This is a genomic window from Streptomyces sp. NPDC001292 (assembly GCF_042896465.1).
Taxonomy (GTDB): Bacteria; Actinomycetota; Actinomycetes; order Streptomycetales; family Streptomycetaceae; genus Streptomyces.
In genome coordinates this window covers 30,968-51,402 of sequence record NZ_JBIAXG010000049.1, presented here as the reverse complement: position 1 = coordinate 51,402, position 20,435 = coordinate 30,968, and the positions used below count along the sequence as shown (strand labels likewise).

The following is a 20,435-nucleotide window of genomic DNA, read 5'->3' as shown; positions in this document are numbered from 1 at the left end:
CGTCCCGTTCGGGAGGCGGGCCCCGGCGTGTCACCGTTTTACGGTGAAGGATTCACCACCATCGCCGAGCCGCCGCCCCGGCGCACCTTCTCCGCGGCGGCCAGCCACCTGCCGTCCGGAAGGCTCTGGACGCCCGTGGCGGCACCGATCTCGGGGTTGAGCTTGAAGGAGTGGCCGATCCCCTCCAGCTGCTTCTTCAACACGCTGTCGTAGAGATCGGGTTCGAGTTCCGTCTGCGCGGCGTTGCGCTGGCTGGCGCGCGGTGCGGCGATGGCGTCGACCAGGGACAGGTGCCGGTCGAGGAACCCGGTCAGGGTCTGCAGCACGGTGGTGATGATGGTCGCCCCGCCCGGCGAACCGAGCGCCACCACCGGCCGGTTGAGCCGGTCCAGCACGATCGTCGGCGAGATCGACGAGCGCGGCCGCTTGCCCGGACCGGGCAGGTTCGGGTCGTGCACGGCCGGGTTGGCCGGGGCGAAGGAGAAGTCCGTCAGCTCGTTGTTGAGCAGGAAGCCCCGGCCGGGCACGGTGATGCCGCTGCCGCCGGTCTGCTCGATGGTGAGGGTGTAGGCGACGACGTTGCCCCACCGGTCGGCGACCGTCAGATGCGTGGTGTTCTCGCCCTCGTACGTCGTCGGGGCGGCCGTGCCGCCGCGCGAGCAGGCAGCGGGGTGGCGCGGGTCGCCGGGGGCGAGCGGACTGGTGAGGACCGCGTCGTCCTTGATCAGGCAGGCGCGGGAGTCGGCGTACTTCTGCGACAGCAGTTGCTTCGTGGGCACGTTCTCGAAGGCGGGGTCGCCGACCCAGCGCCCGCGGTCGGCGAAGGCGATACGGCTCGCCTCGATGAAGTGGTGCAGGTACTGGAACTCGCTCGCCGTCGAGAGCTCGGTGCGCTGAAGGATGTTGAGCGCCTCGCCGACGGTCGTGCCGCCGGAGGAGGAGGGCGCCATGGAGAACACGCGCAGGCCCCGGTACGAGGTCTGCGTGGGCACCTGGAGCTTGGCGCGGTAGGCCGCGAGGTCCTTGGCGGACAGCTTGCCCGGGCGGGCGTTCCAGCCCGACTCGGGGTCGACGGGCGGGTGGTTGACGGTCTTGACGATGTCCTTGCCGAGGTCGCCGTGGTAGATCGCGGCGACGCCCTTTGCGGCCAGTTCCCGGTAGGTGCGGGCGAGGTCGGGGTTCTTCAGGGTCGAGCCGACCGCCGGCGGCTTTCCGCCCGGCAGGAACAGCTTGGCGGTGTCGGGGAAGTAGCGGAAGCGGGTCTCGTTGGCGGCGGTCTGCGAGCGGAAGGTCTCGTCGACGGTGAAGCCGTCGCGGGCCAGCTCCTCGGCCGGCTTCAGGACCGTGCCCAGCCGCTTGGTGCCCCAGTGGTCCAGCGCCGTCTGCCAGGTGGCGGGCGTGCCCGGGGTGCCGACGCCCAGACCGCTGCTGACGACGTCACCGAAGGCGAGCGGCTTGCCGTTCTCCAAGAAGAGCTTCGAGTCGGCGGTCAGCGGGGCGGTCTCGCGGCCGTCGATGGTGTGCACCGTGCGCGAGCGGGCGTCGTAGTAGACGAAGTAGCCGCCTCCGCCGATGCCGGCGGAGTAGGGCTCGGTGACGCCGAGGGCGGCGGCGGTGGCGACGGCCGCGTCGACGGCGTTGCCGCCCTGCTTCAGCACCTCGATGCCGGCGGCGGAGGCGTCCGCGTCGACGCTGGCCACGGCGCCGCCGTAGCCGGCCGCCACGGGGACCTTCTCGACCGGTCTCGACTTCGCCTCCTCCTGCGCGGTGGGCGGGGCCGCGGCGCCCACCGACACCACGGCGGCCGAGACCGCCAGGACCGCCAGTTTCCGTGCGACAGGACGACGCATCCGCACCTCCACGCTGGTTGTGGTTCCGTTGCCTGACCGTTCGCGCAGCTTAATTCATTGCCATGCTCTCGTCAGGCCGACAGGGCCAGTCGGGTGTCGAACAAGGGTGCGCAGGACCGGCTACCATGCGCGGCCATGAACGACGACGTGCGCAACATCGTCCTGGGAGTGGCCGCTACAGGGGTCAGCGCCGCGTTCGGCTGGCTGGCCCGCACCTATCTGTGGCGGCGCAGGCTGCGCCGCAAGCAGGCCTTCTTCGGGCTGCCCGAGAACGCCGAGTCGCTGCTGGTGGTCAACCGCGACCCGGCGACGGCGGAACTCGCGGTGCACCGGTTCGACGTGTTCGCCCTGCTCGAACTCGCCGCCCTGATCAAGAGCTGCGGGGCACACGTCCAGATGGTCACCCAGGACACGGTCCATCAGGGCTTCGGTGAGCGCACGGAGTTCTGCGTCGGTGGCCCGGGCTCGAATCGGCGGATGGTGGCGCACATGGCGGCCATGCTGCCGGGCGTGCGGGTGAACACCGACCGGGAGCCGGGCCCGGACCGGTGCGCCTTCCGGATCGGCACCGAGCACTACCGTATGGACCCGGGCGTCACGGAGTACGTGCTGCTGGCCCGTCTCACCGCCGGCGAGCGCAGCGGCACCCGGCCGGTGTTCCTGTTCTGCGGCCAGCGCGCGATCGACAACCAGGCCGCGACCCGCTATCTGGCCCGCAACCACGAGCGGCTGCACCGCAAGTACGGCAACGGCTCCTTCGTGCTGCTGCTGAAGGTGATCAACTCCCAGGCCTACGGCCCGGACGTGGTCGAACTCGTCGCGGACGTGACCCGCGCGGCCCGGACGCCCCTGCCGGAACCCGAAACCGATCCCGCAACAAGCTTTACCAGCACGTAACTTACCGCCGCGCGCCCCGGTGAGCCGTTCGGTGCGGATCCGCGTCGAGCACAACCCGTCCGGCGCGCAGCTGACCTTCTCCTCGCCGGCGGACGGTCCGTCATATCGGTCCGTCCCACTGCGCGAGCAGTGATCTCCGGCTGCCGCCGGCCGGGTATGGCTCTCTGTGACCTGCTGCCCCCTAAGGTCGAGGGGCCGCCGTGGGGGTGCCTCACCCTGCAGCAGCGTCCCCGTCCCGGGGGCGGTGGGCCAAGGCGCCATCACCACAAGGGACGAGCGAAACATCGTAGTCGAGGTCGGACTCGCCGAGCCCGGCGGTGTGGCGGAACGCCCTCCTACGGTCTGCCGCCCTTGCTCGTCCCGGCGCTCACGCCTCCGCGATTTCCGCGTACAGCTGGGAGAGTTCGGGTACTCCGGCGCAGGCCCAGTCGTGGCCGGCGGTCACCACGTCGATCTCGCGTCCGGAGGCCAGCCGGACGACCGGACGGCCGCCCGGCCCGATCTCCCAGCCGGCGCCGGGCACGGTCCGTACGACGACCGTGCCCAGGTACAGCCCGGCGTCGTTGCCGAGCCAAGTCAGGGTCTCCTCGTCGTCGCGCCAGCGCGGCAGCAACTGGTCCAGCGCCTCCAGGGAGGCGGCGGAATCGTCGAGCCGGAGGCCCGCCCCGGACACCTGGGACCGCAACAGCTCGCACTCGGAGAGGAGTTGGGCGAGGCCCGCCCGGCCCTCGGACCCCTCGGAGAACACCACGGCACCGAAGGACGAGTCCTGCCTTTTGCGCCACCTGCCCAGGAAAGGGATGTCCATGGCCCCAGGGTGACATCCGCACCGCCGGGCGCACCACAGGCGCGCGGGCCCGGCCGGACCCCGGGGCCTCTCGTTCGGATCATGCCGGGCTCGCGGGCTGATCCGCACGAAAGGCCCTAGACGTCGAGGTCCACCACCACCGGGGCGTGGTCGGACGCACCCTTGCCCTTGCGCTCCTCGCGGTCGACGTAGGCGTCGGTGACCGCCTTCGCGAAGGGCTGGTTGGCGTACACAAGGTCGATGCGCATGCCGCGGTTCTTGGGGAAGCAGAGCTGGCGGTAGTCCCAGTACGTGAAGGGGTGGTCGTACTTCAGGGGCCGGGGGACCACGTCCGAGAGGCCGACCTCGCGCAGCGCTGTCAGGGCGGCGCGCTCGGCCGGGGTGACGTGGGTGGAGCCCTCGAAGGCGGCGCGGTCGTAGACGTCGTCGTCCGTCGGCGCGACGTTGTAGTCGCCGAGGACGGCGAAGGGGCGGCTGCCGCCCGCGTCACCGGCGACGGCCGCCCTGAGGGCCTCGAACCACTGGATCTTGTAGGCGTAGTGGGGGTGGTCCACCTCGCGGCCATTGGGCACGTACACCGACCAGACGCGGATCGGGCCGCAGGTCGCCGAGATGGCACGGGGTTCCTCGACGCCCTCGTAGCCGGGGTCGCCGGGCAGGCCGCGGACCACGTCCTCGAGCCCGACGCGGGAGAGCACCGCCACGCCGTTCCACCGGCCGGTGGCGTGGACCGCCGCCTGGTAGCCCAGTTCGCGCAGCTGGTCGAACGGGAACTGGTCCTCGGCGACCTTGGCCTCCTGCAGGCACAGCACGTCCGTGCCGCTGCTCTCCAGCCAGGCCAGCAGCCTGGGCAGGCGGGCGGTGATCGAGTTCACGTTCCAGGTCGCGATGCGCATGCCTCACAACCTACCCGGCGCCACTGACAACGCCCTCTGCCCGGCTCAGACCTCCGCCGACGCCCCCGGCGTCAGCCGCAGGTGCTCCGCGCCGCCCAGGGCGCCGATCTGACGGTCGTAGATCGGGCGGGCCAGGTCGGTCAGGAGGGCGTCGTGAATGTCGTAGGCGCGCCGCGGCCCGACCTCGCGAACGTAGTCGATCACCTCGGAGATCTTGTTCCAGGGCGCCATCACCGGCAGCATCAGTGTCTCGACCGGGACACCGGGCACGGTGAGCGCGTCGCCCGGGTGGAAGACGCGGCCGCCGTCGACGAGGTAGCCGACGTTGGTGATGCGCGGGATGTCCGGGTGGATCACCGCGTGCAGCTCGCCGTGGACCTGCACGTCGAAGCCCGCGGCGGTGAAGGTGTCGCCGTGGCCGACGGTGTGGACGCGGCCCGGGAAGGCGGCGGCGATCTGCTCCGCGACGGACTTCAGGGTCCAGATCTCGGTGCCGGGGCGGGACTCCAGGGCGGCCCGCAGACGCCCCTCGTCGAAATGGTCGGCGTGCTCGTGGGTGACCAGGATCACGTCCGCGCCGGACGCGGCGTCCTGCTCGCTGAACCCGCCGGGGTCGATGACGAGCGTCTGCCCGTCCTTCTCCAGGCGTACGCAGGCGTGCGACTTCTTCGTGAGTCTCATACTCCCCAGCCTGGACCACCCGTGCGCCGGGCGCGCGGGTGGTCCCCGGTAGCGGCGCCCGGCCGTGGGGGATCACTCCGTGAGCGTCGTCTCCTCGCGTATGACCTGCTGGGCGATCCGGAAGGCCGCGCCCGCGGCGGGAATCCCGCAGTACACCGCGGTCTGCAGCAGCACCTCCTTGATCTCGTCCGGGGTCAGGCCGGTGCGCAGGGCGGCCCGGGTGTGGGCGGCGACATCCTGGAGATGGCCGCCCGCTACCAGGGCGGTGAGGGCGACACAGCTGCGGGTGCGCCGGTCGAGGCCGGGCCGGTCCCAGATCTCGCCCCAGGCGTAGCGGGTCAGGAACTCCTGGAAGTCGCCGGAGAAGTCCTCCGCCTCGGCGAGCGCCCCGTCCACGTGCGCGTCGCCCAGCACCTCGCGGCGGATCTTCAGACCGGTGCCGTACCGGTCCGGCAGGCCCGCCGCCTGCGCCGGTACGGGCGCCGGGGCGATCTCGGCGATGGGCGAGGTCTGCGGGGGCGCGGCGAGCACCGGCTTGACCGGGGGCCCGACGATCGCCATGTGACCGGTGGTCGAGTCGAAGCCGGGGTGCCAGGCGGTGGAGAAGTGCCGCACCAGCAGGTCGGTCACCGCGACGGGCTGTTCCACCGGCACCAGGTGGGAGGCGCCGGGCACGACGGCCAGGCGGGCGTCGCGGATGCCGGCGACCAGGGTGCGCGCCTCGGCGGGGCCGGTGACCTGGTCGTCGGAGCCGACCAGGACCAGCGTGGGCACGCCGACGTGGCCGAGGTCGGCGCGGGCGTCGAAGACGGCCAGGGCCTCGCAGGCGGCGATGTAGCAGCCGGGGTCGGTGGTGCGCACCATCTGCACGGCCCAGTCGGTGATCGCGGGCTGCGCGGCGGCGAAACCGCCGGTGAACCACCGTTCCGGGGAGGTGCGGGCGATCGGGTCGAGCCCGTTCGTCCGGACGATCACCCCGCGCTGCCGGAACTCGTCCGGGGTGCCGAACCGCGGCGAGGTGGCGATCAGCGCGAGGGAGGCGAGACGTTCCGGGTGGCGCAGTGCCAGTTCGATGCCGATCGCGCCGCCGAGCGCGCACCCGGCGTAGCCAAAACGCTGCACACCCAGTCCGTCCAGAGTGGCCAGCAGTCGGGTGACCAGGTCGGAGACCGAGTCGGCGGGGTGCGCGGGCGCTCCCCCGTGTCCCGGCAGGTCGAACCGGAACACACGCCAGTGCTTCGTCAGCTCCGGGACCTGCCGGTCCCACATGTGCCATGTGGTACCCAGTGAGGGACCCAAGATCAGGACCGGAGCGTCTTCTGGCCCGTCAAAGCGGTATTGCAGGGTGTTCGGGGGTGTCTCACTCACGCCCCAGACCCTCTCACGTCTCACGAAATCTCACACGGCCAGGTGAACCCGGCGGCTCGTGACCTCGCGGCGCGGCATGCCCGGCACTGCCGAGACCCTCATGGGTGCAGGTACGGGTTCTTCGATGTGCACGCCTGACGGTGGGGACAGTGCGTCCTCCCGGCTCGCCCACCCTCCCAATCCCTGCGCCGCACAGCTTCCCACCCTCGGCACGGCTTTCCAGACGGTCTGGTTTGCAGCAAAGCGTGTAGTGCCGTCCCCAAGGATCGGCATGACGCACCTGAAAACCTTCCGGGATTCACCGACGAACAGCCCGAACGCCACACGGCGGGCAAGCTCTGCCTTCCCTCGCAGGAGGGGAGACGTTGGCCGCAGCCTGGCCGCCCCTCCCCCGTTGCCGTCGCTGGCCCACAGCCAGCAGCCGGCCTCCGGGTCACCTCGATTTGACTGCCATACGGCTGGGCAGGTCTCCCAATCGGCAGGCCGCCTGAGTCACGCTTGCCCCTCCGTCGCAGTACCGTGCAGGCCGTCCCACGTCGTGGCGGCTCCGCGGAGGTCCTCCACGTCCGGCTTCACGTACCACTTCTTGGTGGTCTTGACGTTCGTGTGTCCGGCCCACCGGGCAAGGATGTGATCCGGCACGCCTTTGTTGGCGAGGTATGTGAGGCAGGAGGAGCGAGCGTCGTAGAGGCGCACTCTGCGGAGTTCAAGGATCTCCATGAGCCGGTAAGCGCGTCTGCGGAGCTGCTTGATCGTGAAGGCTTCCCCGGTCTCGTGCACCACGACGTATCCGGAATCCGAGTAAGCCTCACCGAGGACGAGCTTCTCCTTGGCTTGGAGAGCCCTGAACGACTTGAGGGCAGCCAGCACCGGTGCCGGCAAAGGAAGATCCCGTTCCCCAGCCAGGGACTTGGTGTCCTTCTCCACAACGTACCGATTTCCGATCATCGTCCGCGTGTTGGCTATGGTGATCGTGGCGGCTTCCAAGTCCACGTCTTCCCATCGGAGTCCGCAGACTTCAGCCGGACGTAGACCCATGAGGGACAGCAAGAGGGCAGCGTAAAGCCGTTCTGTCCGGACACCGTGAATGAACGTCTGAATCTCCTGCACGTTCCACGGCTTCACCTCCTGCTTCTTCTTTCGCTCTTCTTTACGTGCCCTACGTGGGATGGTCACATGTTGGGCTACATTCATGGTTACTAGCCGACGCGTAACGGCTCGATTCAGGGCGTCCTTCAATCGGGCGAGACTCATTTCCACGCTGGTCACTCCCAGCGGAGTACCTGCTTTACCACCACGTACACGCCCGTGCTTCAACGCCCAGTGCATCCACTCTTCTACATCTTCCTCGGTGAGTTCCTGAAGCCGGATGCGCCCCAGCCTCCCCCGAACCCGGTCGAGGGTGACCCGATAGTTGTAGACAGTGGTCTCTTCCAGATCCTCTGCTTTCATGGCCAGCCACTGATCAAGCCACTCATTGACAGTTATCTGGTTGGGAGGTACGAATGTCCCTTCCTCGCGGCGGTTGGTGATGCGCGCGTACTCAGCCTTCGCCTCCTTGAGAGTGGCGAACGTACGCGTCAGCTGCTTCCGCCTCCCGGTGGCAGGGTCGACACCCACGTCGACTACGAACCGGTAGCGCACCTGCCCCTTGGAGTTGGGTGGAAGCTTCTTGATCGGAACGGACAGGGGGTACTCACTCTCCTTCAAGGGAACCTGCACCAGCAGGGCGCCGGATCATCTGGCTGGCACCAGACCAGTGCCATTCCGTTTCACGGGCTGCTGAGTTCGCTGCAGCTCCGCCGCCAAGCACAGCCGCGCATGCGAACGTCCTCAAGGAACCTCACGATCGCCGGTTTTGCTAACCGGCGATCGTCGTCTATGTTGCGCACCGCATCACGAAGGCGGCATCTGCTTAGGCCCGCCGCAGCCAGGGCCAGCCGACGCGCAACCAGGTGCGCGCCGTCCGTGGCGAGCACCAGCAGACCGTCATCGGTGAGGCGGTCGAGATTCCGGGCAGCGAGTCGCTCGTCCTGATGGCGAGTGCCACTTGCCGTGTTGCGGCGCCAAGACGTGCCGCACGGTATGCGAGGGCGGCACTGACGCTGCGATAGCCGGGTTGCAACAGGTCCTCGCCGAACAGGCCAGCCACGCAAAGGCAGACGTACAGCCCGGCGGAAAGGGTCCCGTAGTCGCCGGCTGCCTGGCTGTACCAGGCGTTCAGACGCGCCGCGGGTATAAAGAGCGGGTGCAGTGAAGCGAGCTGATCGAATAGCGGAGTCAGACAGGCGGACCTCCCCAAGTAGGAGCCCTGCCAGCAAGGCAGTCACACGGGTGCAGGATTCCAAGGCATTTCGCAACCTGAGCCGCAGTGGAGCATCTGCACATCCTGGCCTGGTGTTTTCCGGGACGTTGTACGTTGACATGGTCCGGACGGAGGTATCCAGTCCTGTGGTCCTATTTCTCGTCTGCCGTGAGCGAATGGCCGCCGACAGCCAGCAAGTCCTCCTGTCGCGGGCTTGTGAAGCACACGGACCCGGCGCCTGCATAATGAAGCCGCACGACCTCGTTGATGAGAACCTGCCACCGCAGTGCCGAAGCGACGCGTCCCCCGCATGGCCCGCCGTCACTTGACTGGTACAGGTCGTGGTCGAGCCCTCACTCGCCTTCAGAGGTGGCGACCGGCTCTCGGTGTGCCCTGGACGGCTGGGTAGGGTCGCGGTACCCGAGCTGGAGAGGTAGTTGCATGGCCCACGATATTGTGATTGCTCAGACGACCAGCGACGACGAGGGGCAGGCGACGATGCTGGCCCGAGGTGCGGTCGAGAGCAAGCTGGCAGCGGGAGTTCACATCGATGCGCCAATCACCGCCTTCTACTGGTGGAAGGGGAAGGTCGAGGCGGCGCGGGAGTGGCGCATCTCGTATATGACTACGACGGACCGCCTTCCCGCGCTAGAAGCGTGGGTGCACGAGAAGCACTCGTACGACGTCCCCCAATGGATCACACTGCCCGTAACCGGCGGGTCGGAGGCGTACCTGTCCTGGGTCTTCGAGGAGACGGAATCCGACTGAGGAGCCACGGGCCGGGCGTCGGTGACGTTGGTGCCCTGGGCTTGCCGCGTGCCACCCGAGGTGGATCAGGATGCGAACCGCCGGAAATGAACGGCAAGTTCGTGCTCGCTGTCAGGGAGCAACGCTGCAATAGCCGCCGCCCGCTCCTTGCCCATGGTGTTGGGCTTGGCCTGTGCCGCCGCAGCGAACTGGCGGGCCACGTAGACGCCTTGGTCGACGTCACCCCCACGCAGTAGGGCCGACGCCAGATCACCGAGGACTACGACGCCTCCGTCCGGTAGCCCGTCTCCGAGGCGGTCGACCGCGGTATCAGCTGTGGACGTGAGCTCGGGGCGCCTCAGCTGGCCGTACACGGACAGGGCCAACGAGTCCATGCGGTATGGGGTCACGAACCTGACCCATGCCTGCTCGCTGGTGTAGTCCGCGAAATCGTAGGCGAAGCGAGCTCGGTCTAACGCCTGGAGCGCCCCCACCTCGTCGCCGGCCGCCGCAGCTTCTTCCGCGTGCCTACCGAGAACCCAGGCGGCAGCAGTAGCGTTACCGTGGCCTCGCACGTCGTTGGCGGCTTGGGAGAGGAACTCCATCTTCGCCTTTGGCGTCAAAGCGCCGTAGCTGCTGTAGGTCAGGGCCAGGGCTCGGAGTGGAGGATGCCCGGCAGCCGCCGCGCACTGCGACGTGACCTTGTAGTAGGCGTTGGCTTTGTCGTGCTCCCCCAGGTCCCAGGCCACCCAACCGGCCAGAGCGGCGGTTTCCCCGGCGGCGATGGTGAGAGCGCCTTCGTGTTCGCCTGCACGAGGCAGGGCCGTAGTGATCGCGTCAAGATGCGACTCGACCGTTTTTTGTAGCCGCCGCGCGCTGAGGTTGAGTTCCTGGACGTGCAGTTCAGCGGCTCGGTCGATGAGCGCAGAGGCAGCGGGCGAATCGATCTTGGTCCCCTTGCTGAGGGCGAAGGCGAGGCGCCCCCAGGGCTCGGCGGCCACGCTCACGCCGATAGTGGCGCTACCCAGGAGCGTGCGACGCTTCACGGCGTCTTGGTCCTCCCCTGCATCGGCATGCCCCTTTCTCTTCCGAGCGCGGGCGGCCTTGGCCTCTCGCTGTAGTTCCTCGAAGGGGACACCGCAGGCCGCCGCGATGTGGCCGATTGTGTGGTTGGTAGGAATGTTCTCGAAGTTCTCATAACGGCTGATCTCTCGGCGGGTCATGGTGTCCCGGCCGGAGACAGCGTTGATCGCCTCCGCCTGCTCCTCCTGTGTCCGGCCCGCCTCCTGCCGAAGCCGGAGGAGCAGGTCGGCGAACGGGTCTGGCATGAGTGTGACCTCTGTTGGTGGGCGGAATCCAATCATGGCCTCAATTCCCCCCTCCAGTTTCCCCCTTGACATAATTTTCCCCCTCTGGATTCCCCTGGTCGACGGCGTCGCAGCACGGTGCCATAGCCCACATGACCAGGCTCCAAGAGGCGGCCCCGCCCGGCGGGGGCATCCGTAGCTGTGCGGCTACAGCAGGCGCGTCATGCGTCAGGCCAGTTCAGGAAGACGAGCCCGGCGCATGGGAGAGGGCAGAGGTACCGGCGGCATCCCATGCCTGTCAGGCGGCCCTTCTCCCCGACCTCGCGAAGGTCGGGGAGATGCGGCGCATAGCCAGGGCGTTCCTGCGGCGGTGCCGTGTTTCGGAGCCGGTGGCGGGGCTCGTCGTACTGGCCGTTTCGGAGCTGGTCACCAACGCCGTGGTCCACGGTGAGGGCGAAGTCGTGCTCCGCATCACGGTGGCCGTCGACGTGGTGCGTGTCTCGGTAACCGACCACAACCCGGCGCCCGCTGTGCTCAAGGAAGCCGGACCCGACGGCGAATCGGGGCGCGGGATCCGGCTGGTCGATGCGATCTCAGACGTATGGGAGAGCAGCGGTGAGGAGACGTGGTGTGAGTTCCGAGACGCGAGGGCTGCAGCTTGAGCCAGACCTCCAGTTGGTTCCCGACGATGCAAATGGCAAGCCGGGCAGCTCAGTCGCTTCTGTCATGCAGGGCGCTCCGAGGGCCGTTCGCCTGCCTTCGCCCAGTAATTCGGTTCGAGCATCTCGCCGGGCCAGGCGGGCTGACGGATCGGGCCACGAGGCCCCATCTGTTCGAAGTACGGTGCCAAGTCGATCACGGGCGTTCCGTCTACAGCGTCGAGATCGGTGACCAACAGATCCCGCCCCTCGACCTTGAGCAGCCGCGGGTAGCTGATCGCCAGTTGATTGGGACGCCGATGGTTGCGGTGGACGAAGGTACCGGTCGGCGGCCAGTCCGGATTCCCGCGGGGGCTGCGCGCGTGGAGCTGGACGTCTTCGGGTCGCGCCAGATGGAAGCGCCACGTCACCGTCAGGTGGGAGAACTCATCGATGCCCTGGAGGGTTTCCAGGGGGTATGCGTCGTTGAGTCGGATGACCGACTCGACCCCACCCTGGTAGTCATCCTGAACGCAGGTGTGGCCGCCAACGACCGTTGCGATCGATTCGACCTCGTACGTCGTCACCGGTACTGGGTCCTCCCCCTTGGAGACGCGGATCCACGAGGTGCCGTACGGGGCCCTGAGCCCGTGTCGCGGTCAGCCTATGTCCCGCAGCATGTTCCGCGCCCGGTGGTCCAGTTCGGTGAGGTGGCGACCGAGGCGTTGCCGGTCAGGCGGCAGCTCGCTCTGAATGCGGACGATGCCGTCGCGGGCACGACCGAACTGCGCTGGACATCTGTCATGGCCGCGCCCGGCAGGAAGCCCTTCGTGACGCCGACGAGAACGGCCGCTGCCTGGTGCTCGTGCAGTCGCTCACCCAAGAGGGACGAGGGGCCTGGCCGAGTCGAGGACGCCGACGCCATCACATGGTGTGAGCTGAGATTGGCGGCAAGCTGATGACAAGCAACCGCAGTACGAGGTGCGCCCCGTCATCGCCTGATGCGGGCAGCGCCCTGATGGCCGGAGCCGTCTCTCACGGCAACCGATGCAGGATCGACTGGTCGCTCACGGCTCCCGAATCACGCTGGCACAGCACAGCGGAATCCAGTGTCGTTGTCCTTCATCGAGGCAGCGGCAGTGTTCATCAAGGACGGCGCAGCCCGTTCGATCGGGGACGTGAACGCCGAGCCTTTCAGGTAGTACCGCCCGATGCCGGGCTCCTCTTCGGTGGAGCACCACTCCCAGACGTTGCCGCACATGTCGAAGATGCCGAATGGGCTGACGCCGGATTGGTAACGGGAGACGGGGGTCGTCGCGTCGATGCCGGCCTCGGCCGTGTTCGCCTTCGCGGCGGTCGGTTCGTTGCCCCAGGGGTAGATGCGCCCGCGCGGTCCGCGAGCCGCCTTCTCCCACTGCCGAGCGGTCGGCAGAGCTTTGCTTGCCCAGCGGGCGTAGGCGGTCGCGTCGTGCCACGTCACCCACACCACGGGGTGGGTGGCCAGGGCGGCGGGGCAGCGGCCGTCAGGCCAGTGCTGGGGTGGCCGGTGATTGGTGGCCTGCACGAACTTCGCGTAGTCCTCGTTGGTCGTCGGGTAGACGTCGATGAAGAACGGCTCCAGCCACACCGCGCGGTTGTCGGGGCCGGAGAGGTAGATGCCCTCTTCGACGAGGGTCATGACCTTCCCGTCGATCGAGTGCCGGCGGGTGCTCGGGTCCTTTCGCAGCAGTTCCTCGGCGCGCTCATCATGCTCAGCAGCGGCACGTTCGGTCAGGAGCGTGGCGAACCGCTGCTGGACGTCGGGCTCGGCTTGGGCCAGGAGAGTATCCAGGGCTGCCTGGTTGTCGAGCTCGAGTTCGATGGTCTCCGCCCGGCTCTTCCAGCGAGGGATCTGACGGGGGTTGACTCCCACCAGTTCAGCGAACTCCTTCTGTGTTTTCCGCATGGCCTTGCGCAGCAGCTCGGCTTCACGGCCGGTCCACCTAGTCACCCCTGCCATGGTGCTGCTTTACAGCGTCTCGCCGGGGATCGACAGGTACGCCTCCTGGAGCCGCGTCAAGACGGGGTGTTCGACGGGGAGCTGGGTGTCGTCGATCGCGGCCAAGGGGCGGACGCCGATCGAGGTGTTCGTGGCAAAGGCCGCAGCCATGCCCTTCGCCTGTTCCAACGTAACGGTGGCGGTGCGGTGTTCGACTTGCTGCTGGAGCAGGGTCATGGTGACGCCGGGCAGTACGGGGGCGTCGGGCCACACCACGGTGCCTTCCTGGTCGATGAAGGCCACGTTCCAAGTACCGCCCTCGGAGACGAAGCCGTCGCGGCCGACGAACAAGGCGTCGTCGAAGCCCGCTCGCTGGGCCGCGCCCCTGATGTGCAATGCGCCGAAGAGGCCGACGTGCTTCACCTCGGGGAGGTCACGCTCGTAGACCAGGCTCTGGGCGCGCAGCGGAGCCGGCGGCAGGGCGCCGGCTCCGCGCACGGACACGAGAACGTGCGGTTCGTTGGCGTCAGCCGGGTGGCCCAGCTCGACCTTCGGGTCGTAGATCGTGACACGGACGACGCACGGATGGGGCTGTGCCTCCAGGGCCTGGCGGACGTACTCGCGCACGCGGTCGGTGTCCAAAGCCGCATGCCACACGATCTTGCAGTCCCGTGCGAGGCGTTCCATGTGCAGCGTCAGGCCGCGGATGGTGCCGTCGGAGTCGACGCGCATGGACGTGAAGTGGCCGACGTTTGTGAGCGCCAAGGGAAGCAGGTCGTCTACGGATACGGGCGTTCCATCGAGAGTCACCATGGCGCCCAGCATGTCAGGCCCCTTTGCTCCGGCGGCACCCCAAACAGGGTTACTGACGAGTCAACGTCATCTGAAAGTCATTCCCCAGGCTTCACCGCGAGGTGTTCTCTAGTCACCGCGCAATCACGTCGAGTGATCGGCGAGGTGATCAGCGCAGCGCGATGTCACGACGCCGCATGCCGCGCTCCCGTGTGCCACCCGCCGGGGAGAACACGGTTGCGCCCGACACCAGGCGTCTCACCGACCACGGCCAAGCCGAGTTGGCCTCATGCGAACAGGAGTTGTCTCATGCGTCGTCGGCTGACTTTCCGCCGGGACGCCAGCCAGCGCGTTGGCCCGGGCGGACAGGGCGCTGTCGGTGCCGAACCAGGCCCTGACCGCGAACGGTCGATGGCCGCAGCGGAGACGGTGGCGCTCGTGCTGGACGAGGAGTCGCCGCTGCCGGAGAGCGCCGCCGACGTGGAGGAACTCGCGTGCCGCCTTCGCGGTCACGTCAGCCAGCTCGGGCTGGTTGTGCCCCCGGAAGCACCCGTACTGCGCCGCGCGCAGCAACTCGCCTCGGCGGGCATCCCCGAGGGCTACATGCCCAGCAGGGTCCATCTGGTCAGGCTGGCCGAGGCAACCCAAGACCTCATCGCTGCCGTGCAGGCCCACGACGTGCCCCCTGCGAAGCCGGTCCAGAGACGGCGCTGGTGGAAGCCGCCGATCAACGTGCTGCGCGGCGCGGTCTTCGCTCTCGCCCTCGCCTGCGTGGTTCTGGCCGCGTCGGTGCCCCGGACATGACCGCCGCCGGGGCAGTTCTGATCGCGCTGATTCTCGGTCCCATGGCGTGGCTGGCTCTTCGTGGTGATCGAGTATGCGGCTGCATCGCTCCACGGGAGCTCGACCCCACGCAGCACACACCAGACCTGCGCAGACCTGACGCCGCAGCACGCCTAGCCACCCCCACCCTGACGAGGATTCCCATGCCTGACAGCGCCTTTGCGGCAGGGCCGGCCGCCACCGGCCACCGCCGACGGCGGCCTCAGATCGACGCGTTCACGCTGCACCATGTCCACCGCGCCGTCGCACTGCCCCTAGTGCTCCTTGCCGTACTGCTGGGTGCCGCCTTCATCCTCTGGTCGGTGTCCGCGGTGGGCCCCGGCTGGCTCCTCGCCGGCCTGGTCTGCGGACTGGCGGGGGGCGCCACGCTGGCGGCTCGCGGAGCGCGAACGGCTGCAGGGGCCGTGCAGACGGCTGCGGAGCATGCCCAGGCAGCGGCATTGGCAGCGGTCGCAGGAGCAGCGGCGGCCGTCGAAAAGTCGGTGCAGTGGTCGGCAGACGAGCTGTGCCGCGGGGGACGACCGCCGCTGCCGGACCTGCTGGTGCCACCATCGGCCAGTCCGAACGCCGAGATCAACAAGGCGTTGAGTGCCCTCCAGGTGCAGGCCATCGCGTCGCTGATACGGGTGCACGACGAGTCCCAGTCCGTCGTCCTCCTGGAAGTGCTGCGTCGCCTGGCCATGCGCGAGCACGCGCTGGTCGGCAAGGCGCTTGAGGCACTGAGCCAGCTGGAGATGCTGACCGACGACCCGGAGTTGCTCGCCAAGATCTTCGAGATCGATCACCTCGTGACACGGATGCGCCGCCAGGTCGAGAGCACGGCGGTGCTGGGCGGGCAGTCCCTGCGCAGCGTGCGTCGGCCCGTTCCCGTCAAGAGCGTGCTGCGCGGCGCCGTCTCCGAGGTCGTGCAGTACCCGCGGGTGGCGGTTGCGGCCGGATCCGTGGGCGCGGAGCTGGGCCTTCCCGGCCATGTGGGTCCGGACCTGACGCACCTGCTGGCTGAGCTGATCGAGAACGCCTGTGAGTGTTCCGATCCGGCTACGAAGGTGATGGTGCGTGCGCAGCGGGTGGCGAACGGGCTGGCGGTCGAGGTCGAGGACCGGGCCATCCCCATGCATCCTCAGACGCGGGCGCAGATGAACCACCTGCTCCAGGCCCCCGACGAGGTCGACGTCAGCGGCCAGGTGCGAGCGGGGCAGCTCGGCTTGCTGGTCGCAGCGAAGATCGCCCAGTCGCACGGGCTGTCCGTTCTCCTGCAGGAGAACGTGACGGGAGGCACCACCGCCCTGGTGGTCATCCCGGCACGGCTCCTAGTAGCGATTCCCTCCGTCGACGATGCGAGCGCGCTGCCCCAGGACGCCCGCCCCTTGGCGCCGCAACCGCAGCAGGTTGCCGCGACTCCAGCCACCCCGAGGCCGGGGCAGGTCCCACTCCCCGGTGCCTCAGGGGCGCCGGAAGCCGCACAGGCAGGTCACCCTGCTGATCCACCCGCGCTTCCCACGCGTAGACGCCAGGCCGGCACGTTCCGTCCGCCACACGAGCGGGAGCAAGCCCCCGTGACCGAGGCGACGCCAGGGCTCGCAGCCGCCTTCCGCACCGGCATCCAGGCCGGCGGGCAAGCCGGTTCTCCCACCGCTTCGACAGAGCACCCAAGGCCCTGAACCTCGTCCCTCCACGTTCCCGGTGGCCGTTACATCCGCTGGCCCTTCCCCCCTTTCTGGAGCGATCCCTATGAGTACCCACCCCGCGATGAACAACGTGACCGGCGACGCACCCGCAACGGAGACAACGGCAAGCGGACAGCGGGACAACATGGCGTGGCTGCTGCGGCAGTTCGCCTCCGACACGACGGGCGTCACGCACGCCGTCCTGCTCTCGCGGGACGGACTGCGGCTGCTGGACAGCGACGTCGACAAGGACTGGGCGGACGAACTGTCGGCCGCCATCAGCGGAGTGGCCTCACTCGCGGCGAACATCACCGGTCCCACCCACAAGAAGAGGCCGGCGAGGCAGGTCGTCATCGAGCGAGACGACTGTCTGATCTTCGTCCAGAGTTCCGGTCGCAGCGCGGCCTTCGAGGGCCATCCCGGCAACGAACGGGGAGTGGTGGACACGGTCCTCGCGGTGATCGCGACCATGGACGCCGATGCCGGCACCGTCGGGTTCGAGATGGGGCGCCTGGTGCAGAAGTTCGCCCCCTACATGCAGATCCCCGTCCGCGTCGGCACGGGTGATGAGGTCCGGTGACCGCACACGGGAGCGCGGCCGAGGATTCGACGTTCGTGCGGACCTACACCCTGACGCGCGGTCGCACCCGGCCACGGCATCTGCTCGGCCTGGACACGGTGCTGGACGCCGGACCCGGGCGGCCCGGCCCGGGCCAGGCCGAAGAATGCGCAGAGATCCTCGCCCTGTGCCGGGAGCACCGGCGTTCGGTGACCGAGCTGGCGGGCCGACTCGGCCGTCCCGTAACCGCCGTCAAGATCCTTATCTCCGACCTCCTGGACGCCGACGCCCTGGTCGTCCCCGTCACCGCCTATGCCGCGTCCGACGCGCATGCACGTCCCTCTACACAACTGCTGGCGGCCCTATCTGCGGGCCTGAAGAGGAAGTGGCCCGATGCCATCGCCTACCCCCAGGCCGGGTGACCCGGCCGTGGTGCTGCGGCCGTCGTCGCGCCCGCGTACCGGTGCACCGACCGTGCTGAAGGTCGTGATCGCTGGCGGTTTCGGCGCGGGCAAGACCACCGCCGTGGGTGCCGTCAGTGAGATCACGCCGCTGAGCACGGAGGAGTACCTGACCGAGGCGAGCGCGGACGTGGACAGCCTGGCGGGCGTCGAGGCCAAGCAGACCACCACGGTCGCCTTCGACTTCGGTCGCCTCAACCTGCCCGACGCGCCCGTGCCCCTGGAATTGTTCCTGTTCGGCACGCCCGGCCAGGACCGGTTCGTCGACCTCTGGTACGACCTCTGTCGCGGAGCCGTCGGCGCGGTCGTCCTGGTCGACACCCGCCGCCTGGAAAGCAGCTTCACCCCCGTCGGTTTCTTCGAGGACATCGGCCTGCCCTTCGTCGTCGCGGTGAACCAGTTCGACGGAGCACATCGTTACCACCCCGATGAGGTCCGCACCGCCCTCGAACTGCCCGCCTCTGTGCCGGTGGTCACCTGCGACGCCCGCGATCCGAACCACGTCGCTGGCGTCCTGCTGACCCTCGTTGGTCACGCCTTGAAGAGCGCATCGGCAAGCCCCGCTCGCCCCGCATCCACTACCACCTTTCAGGACGCCTGATGTCGTATCAGCCCAACGACCCCTACCGCGCGCGGCAGACCGCCCCCCTCACGCAGTCGCTGCCGCGACGTACCATGCGGGACGTCACCCATGGGCCATCCCTCCCCGCCGGCGCCGCCGTCCCCGTCCCGCAGGCCCAGCAGGCGACCGAGCTGGCGCAGCGGTACGAGCTGCTGGATCGCCTAGGCGTGCCCACCGCTGCCAGCGAGGACTTCGACGAACTGGCCCGCGACATGGCAACACAAGCCGGGTTCCTGTACGGCTTCGTCAACCTCTTCCTGGAGGAGCAGACCTTCGTCGGGCTGCACCAGCCGCCCGCGGACAGCGGGTACGTCATCGTCGGCCGCACCATGAGCCGCGACCACGGCTGGTGCCCGGAGGTCATGGCCCGCAAGAAGGCCCTTCCGCTGCATGACGTGCACGCCAGCCCGCGCTTCAGCGGCAACCCCGTGGTCGACGCGGTCGGGATCCGCTCCTACTTCGGTGCCCCGCTCATCCACGACAGCGGCACCGTGCTGGGCACGGTGTGCGTCATCGACCCCGAGAAGCGGCCCCTGAGCGAGGCCCGACGGCTGAGAGACATCGTCATCAACGCCGGCGTCCGGGTGATGGACCACATCGCCCGCGCGCCCGTCCGCTAGTCCGTTGCACGACCCCCCACCCGGGAGCCGCAGGCGATCCCCGGCCGCTCCACCGTGCGACCTTCATCCAGGGAGAGGGAGAGGACCATGCCCGCCACACCCACCACGCCGCCGCCGGCGCTGCGCCCCTATCTCAACGCCCGCCACGAACTGCTGTGGGACGAGGCGGACGCCTTCGCGGCCGAGCACATCGCGCCGCGCGCCGCACGCATGGAGGCCGCCCCCGGCAGGGTGGAGCGCAAGGTCGCCGACCTGATGGCCGCACGACGCTGGTTCGCCGTCACCGTCCCGTCCTCCTTCGGCGGGCTGGACGCCGGACACGTGGCCAAGACAATCCTCGTCCACCGCATTGCCCGCGTCTCGGCGGCTGCGGCGGCCATCCTCCAGGCCACGCTGATCCCCGTCGGCGCCCTGCTGCACTTCGCCACCTATGAGCAGAAGGGCCGCTGGCTGCCCCGCGTAGCGGACGGTTCACTGCTCTTGTCGATCGCCGTGACCGAACCGCGAGCCGGCGGACACATCGGCGGCATCGAGACCATCGCCGAGCACGTCGGCAACGAATGGGTGATCACCGGCAGCAAGATCCACATCGGGAATAGCCACCTCGCGGGAGCCCACCTCGTGGTCGCCCGGACCGCCAAGGCAGGCGTGAGCACCTCCCAGGCGCTGACCGCGTTCATGGTCGAATCCAAGCGCCGAGGGCTCTCAGTCGCCGACCACCGTCCCGGCCTCGGCCTGCACGGCTTCTCCGCCGGCCGCCTCGACCTCGATCACGTCCGCGTCCCCGAGGAAAACGTGGTCGGAGAGATCGGCCAGGGGCTGGGCGTAGCGCAGAGCAGCAGCATCCTGTACGGCCGTCCCAACCTGGCCGCAGTCAGCCTGGGAATACACGAGGCAGTCGTGGCCACCTCGACCGCTTACCTCAAGACGCGCTCCCGCTACCGGGGCGCCCTCTCCGATCTGCCGGTTCTGCGGGACCGCATCGGTGACATGGAGGCCCGCCTGCGCGCCGGGCGAATCCTGGCCTATCAGTCCGTGCACCTCCTCGACCAGGGCCTGCCCTGCGACACCGACCTGATCAACGCCAAGTACCTCGGCCACCAGTGGGCGATGCAGTCAACCCAGGACGCCATGGAGCTGCACGGCGCCCACGCCCTCAACGGCGACTACATCCTCCAGCGCCTGTGGCGCGACATCCAGTTCACCTACCCACCGGCCGGAACCGGCGAAGTCCAGCGCATACGCCTCGCCGACGCCGCCTTCGACGAGGCCCACATCCAGTGGTCAGAACGTCTCGCCGCCGAAGCGGCGTGGGCCCGCCCCGACCCGACAGCCGCATGAGCCCCCGTGTGCGGCGCCCCGTGAATCCAGACCGCCGCGCACGGGCCCGTGTCGC

20 protein-coding genes are annotated in these 20,435 nt (G+C 68.8%); 10 read left to right on the top strand and 10 right to left on the bottom strand.

Features of this window, described 5'->3' with window-relative positions; all coding sequences use genetic code 11:
- Nucleotides 1–38: 38 nt before the first annotated feature.
- Nucleotides 39–1,850, bottom strand: a complete 1,812-nt coding sequence (ggt, locus tag ACFY4A_RS35355) for a gamma-glutamyltransferase (RefSeq protein WP_390833399.1) — start codon at nucleotides 1,848–1,850, stop codon at nucleotides 39–41.
- Between the two features lie 135 nt (nucleotides 1,851–1,985).
- Between ggt and ACFY4A_RS35350 the strand changes: the two genes are divergently transcribed.
- The gene (locus tag ACFY4A_RS35350) at nucleotides 1,986–2,747 is read left to right on the top strand and encodes a hypothetical protein (protein ID WP_390833398.1); all 762 of its coding nucleotides are present in this window, start codon (nucleotides 1,986–1,988) and stop codon (nucleotides 2,745–2,747) included.
- A gap of 367 nt (nucleotides 2,748–3,114) precedes the next feature.
- Here ACFY4A_RS35350 and ACFY4A_RS35345 read toward each other — a convergent pair whose 3' ends face one another.
- The 5 genes from ACFY4A_RS35345 to ACFY4A_RS35325 all read right to left on the bottom strand — a co-directional run bounded on the left by ACFY4A_RS35345 (nucleotide 3,115) and on the right by ACFY4A_RS35325 (nucleotide 8,210).
- Complete coding sequence (locus ACFY4A_RS35345; protein ID WP_390833397.1) at nucleotides 3,115–3,555, bottom strand: DUF6278 family protein; 441 nt, start codon at nucleotides 3,553–3,555, stop codon at nucleotides 3,115–3,117.
- 116 nt (nucleotides 3,556–3,671) lie between these two features.
- Nucleotides 3,672–4,451 (bottom strand): exodeoxyribonuclease III, encoded by a 780-nt coding sequence (locus ACFY4A_RS35340; RefSeq protein WP_390833396.1) that lies wholly within the window; start codon nucleotides 4,449–4,451, stop codon nucleotides 3,672–3,674.
- Between the two features lie 45 nt (nucleotides 4,452–4,496).
- Nucleotides 4,497–5,132 (bottom strand): MBL fold metallo-hydrolase, encoded by a 636-nt coding sequence (locus tag ACFY4A_RS35335; protein ID WP_390833395.1) that lies wholly within the window; start codon nucleotides 5,130–5,132, stop codon nucleotides 4,497–4,499.
- Nucleotides 5,133–5,204: 72 nt separating this feature from the next.
- Nucleotides 5,205–6,500, bottom strand: a complete 1,296-nt coding sequence (locus ACFY4A_RS35330; protein WP_390833393.1) for an alpha/beta fold hydrolase — start codon at nucleotides 6,498–6,500, stop codon at nucleotides 5,205–5,207.
- Nucleotides 6,501–6,992: 492 nt separating this feature from the next.
- Nucleotides 6,993–8,210 carry a tyrosine-type recombinase/integrase gene (locus ACFY4A_RS35325; protein ID WP_390833392.1) on the bottom strand — a complete coding sequence of 406 codons (1,218 nt, stop codon included), beginning with the start codon at nucleotides 8,208–8,210 and terminating at the stop codon, nucleotides 6,993–6,995.
- 1,036 nt (nucleotides 8,211–9,246) lie between these two features.
- Between ACFY4A_RS35325 and cutA the strand changes: the two genes are divergently transcribed.
- Nucleotides 9,247–9,573 carry a divalent-cation tolerance protein CutA gene (gene cutA, locus ACFY4A_RS35320; RefSeq protein ID WP_006143010.1) on the top strand — a complete coding sequence of 109 codons (327 nt, stop codon included), beginning with the start codon at nucleotides 9,247–9,249 and terminating at the stop codon, nucleotides 9,571–9,573.
- 65 nt (nucleotides 9,574–9,638) lie between these two features.
- Here the strand turns inward: cutA and ACFY4A_RS35315 are convergent, their stop codons facing one another.
- Nucleotides 9,639–10,880, bottom strand: a complete 1,242-nt coding sequence (locus tag ACFY4A_RS35315) for a helix-turn-helix transcriptional regulator (RefSeq protein WP_390833391.1) — start codon at nucleotides 10,878–10,880, stop codon at nucleotides 9,639–9,641.
- A gap of 131 nt (nucleotides 10,881–11,011) precedes the next feature.
- On the opposite strand from ACFY4A_RS35315, the gene ACFY4A_RS35310 reads away from it, so the two are divergent.
- The gene (locus ACFY4A_RS35310) at nucleotides 11,012–11,521 is read left to right on the top strand and encodes an ATP-binding protein (RefSeq protein WP_181802170.1); all 510 of its coding nucleotides are present in this window, start codon (nucleotides 11,012–11,014) and stop codon (nucleotides 11,519–11,521) included.
- Between the two features lie 62 nt (nucleotides 11,522–11,583).
- Here the strand turns inward: ACFY4A_RS35310 and ACFY4A_RS35305 are convergent, their stop codons facing one another.
- From ACFY4A_RS35305 to ACFY4A_RS35295, 3 genes are all read right to left on the bottom strand, one after another.
- Entirely contained in the window at nucleotides 11,584–12,084 is a 501-nt protein-coding gene (locus ACFY4A_RS35305; protein ID WP_390833390.1) for an SAM-dependent methyltransferase, read from the bottom strand.
- Nucleotides 12,085–12,578: 494 nt separating this feature from the next.
- A complete protein-coding gene (locus tag ACFY4A_RS35300; protein ID WP_390833389.1) occupies nucleotides 12,579–13,496 on the bottom strand; it encodes an SUMF1/EgtB/PvdO family nonheme iron enzyme in 918 nt (305 codons plus the stop codon).
- A 9-nt stretch (nucleotides 13,497–13,505) separates the two neighbouring features.
- On the bottom strand, nucleotides 13,506–14,288 hold the full coding sequence (locus ACFY4A_RS35295; RefSeq protein WP_040896747.1) for an aminotransferase class IV family protein: 783 nt from the start codon (nucleotides 14,286–14,288) through the stop codon (nucleotides 13,506–13,508).
- A 390-nt stretch (nucleotides 14,289–14,678) separates the two neighbouring features.
- On the opposite strand from ACFY4A_RS35295, the gene ACFY4A_RS35290 reads away from it, so the two are divergent.
- From ACFY4A_RS35290 to ACFY4A_RS35260, 7 genes are all read left to right on the top strand, one after another.
- The gene (locus ACFY4A_RS35290) at nucleotides 14,679–15,071 is read left to right on the top strand and encodes a DUF6415 family natural product biosynthesis protein (RefSeq protein WP_040896748.1); all 393 of its coding nucleotides are present in this window, start codon (nucleotides 14,679–14,681) and stop codon (nucleotides 15,069–15,071) included.
- Nucleotides 15,072–15,253: 182 nt separating this feature from the next.
- Nucleotides 15,254–16,771: an ATP-binding protein gene (locus tag ACFY4A_RS35285; RefSeq protein WP_390833388.1), complete on the top strand. Its 1,518-nt coding sequence runs from the start codon at nucleotides 15,254–15,256 to the stop codon at nucleotides 16,769–16,771.
- A gap of 70 nt (nucleotides 16,772–16,841) precedes the next feature.
- A complete protein-coding gene (locus ACFY4A_RS35280; RefSeq protein WP_061916021.1) occupies nucleotides 16,842–17,357 on the top strand; it encodes a roadblock/LC7 domain-containing protein in 516 nt (171 codons plus the stop codon).
- Entirely contained in the window at nucleotides 17,354–17,758 is a 405-nt protein-coding gene (locus tag ACFY4A_RS35275) for a DUF742 domain-containing protein (RefSeq protein WP_355152121.1), read from the top strand. Before ACFY4A_RS35280 ends, ACFY4A_RS35275 begins: the two co-directional genes overlap by 4 nt.
- Complete coding sequence (locus tag ACFY4A_RS35270; RefSeq protein ID WP_390833387.1) at nucleotides 17,730–18,398, top strand: ATP/GTP-binding protein; 669 nt, start codon at nucleotides 17,730–17,732, stop codon at nucleotides 18,396–18,398. The genes ACFY4A_RS35275 and ACFY4A_RS35270 overlap by 29 nt, the downstream gene beginning before the upstream one ends.
- Nucleotides 18,398–19,039 carry a GAF domain-containing protein gene (locus tag ACFY4A_RS35265; RefSeq protein ID WP_285557742.1) on the top strand — a complete coding sequence of 214 codons (642 nt, stop codon included), beginning with the start codon at nucleotides 18,398–18,400 and terminating at the stop codon, nucleotides 19,037–19,039. The genes ACFY4A_RS35270 and ACFY4A_RS35265 overlap by 1 nt, the downstream gene beginning before the upstream one ends.
- 87 nt (nucleotides 19,040–19,126) lie before the next feature.
- Nucleotides 19,127–20,380, top strand: coding sequence for an acyl-CoA dehydrogenase family protein (locus ACFY4A_RS35260; RefSeq protein WP_390833386.1), 1,254 nt, complete (start codon nucleotides 19,127–19,129; stop codon nucleotides 20,378–20,380).
- Nucleotides 20,381–20,435: the final 55 nt, after the last annotated feature.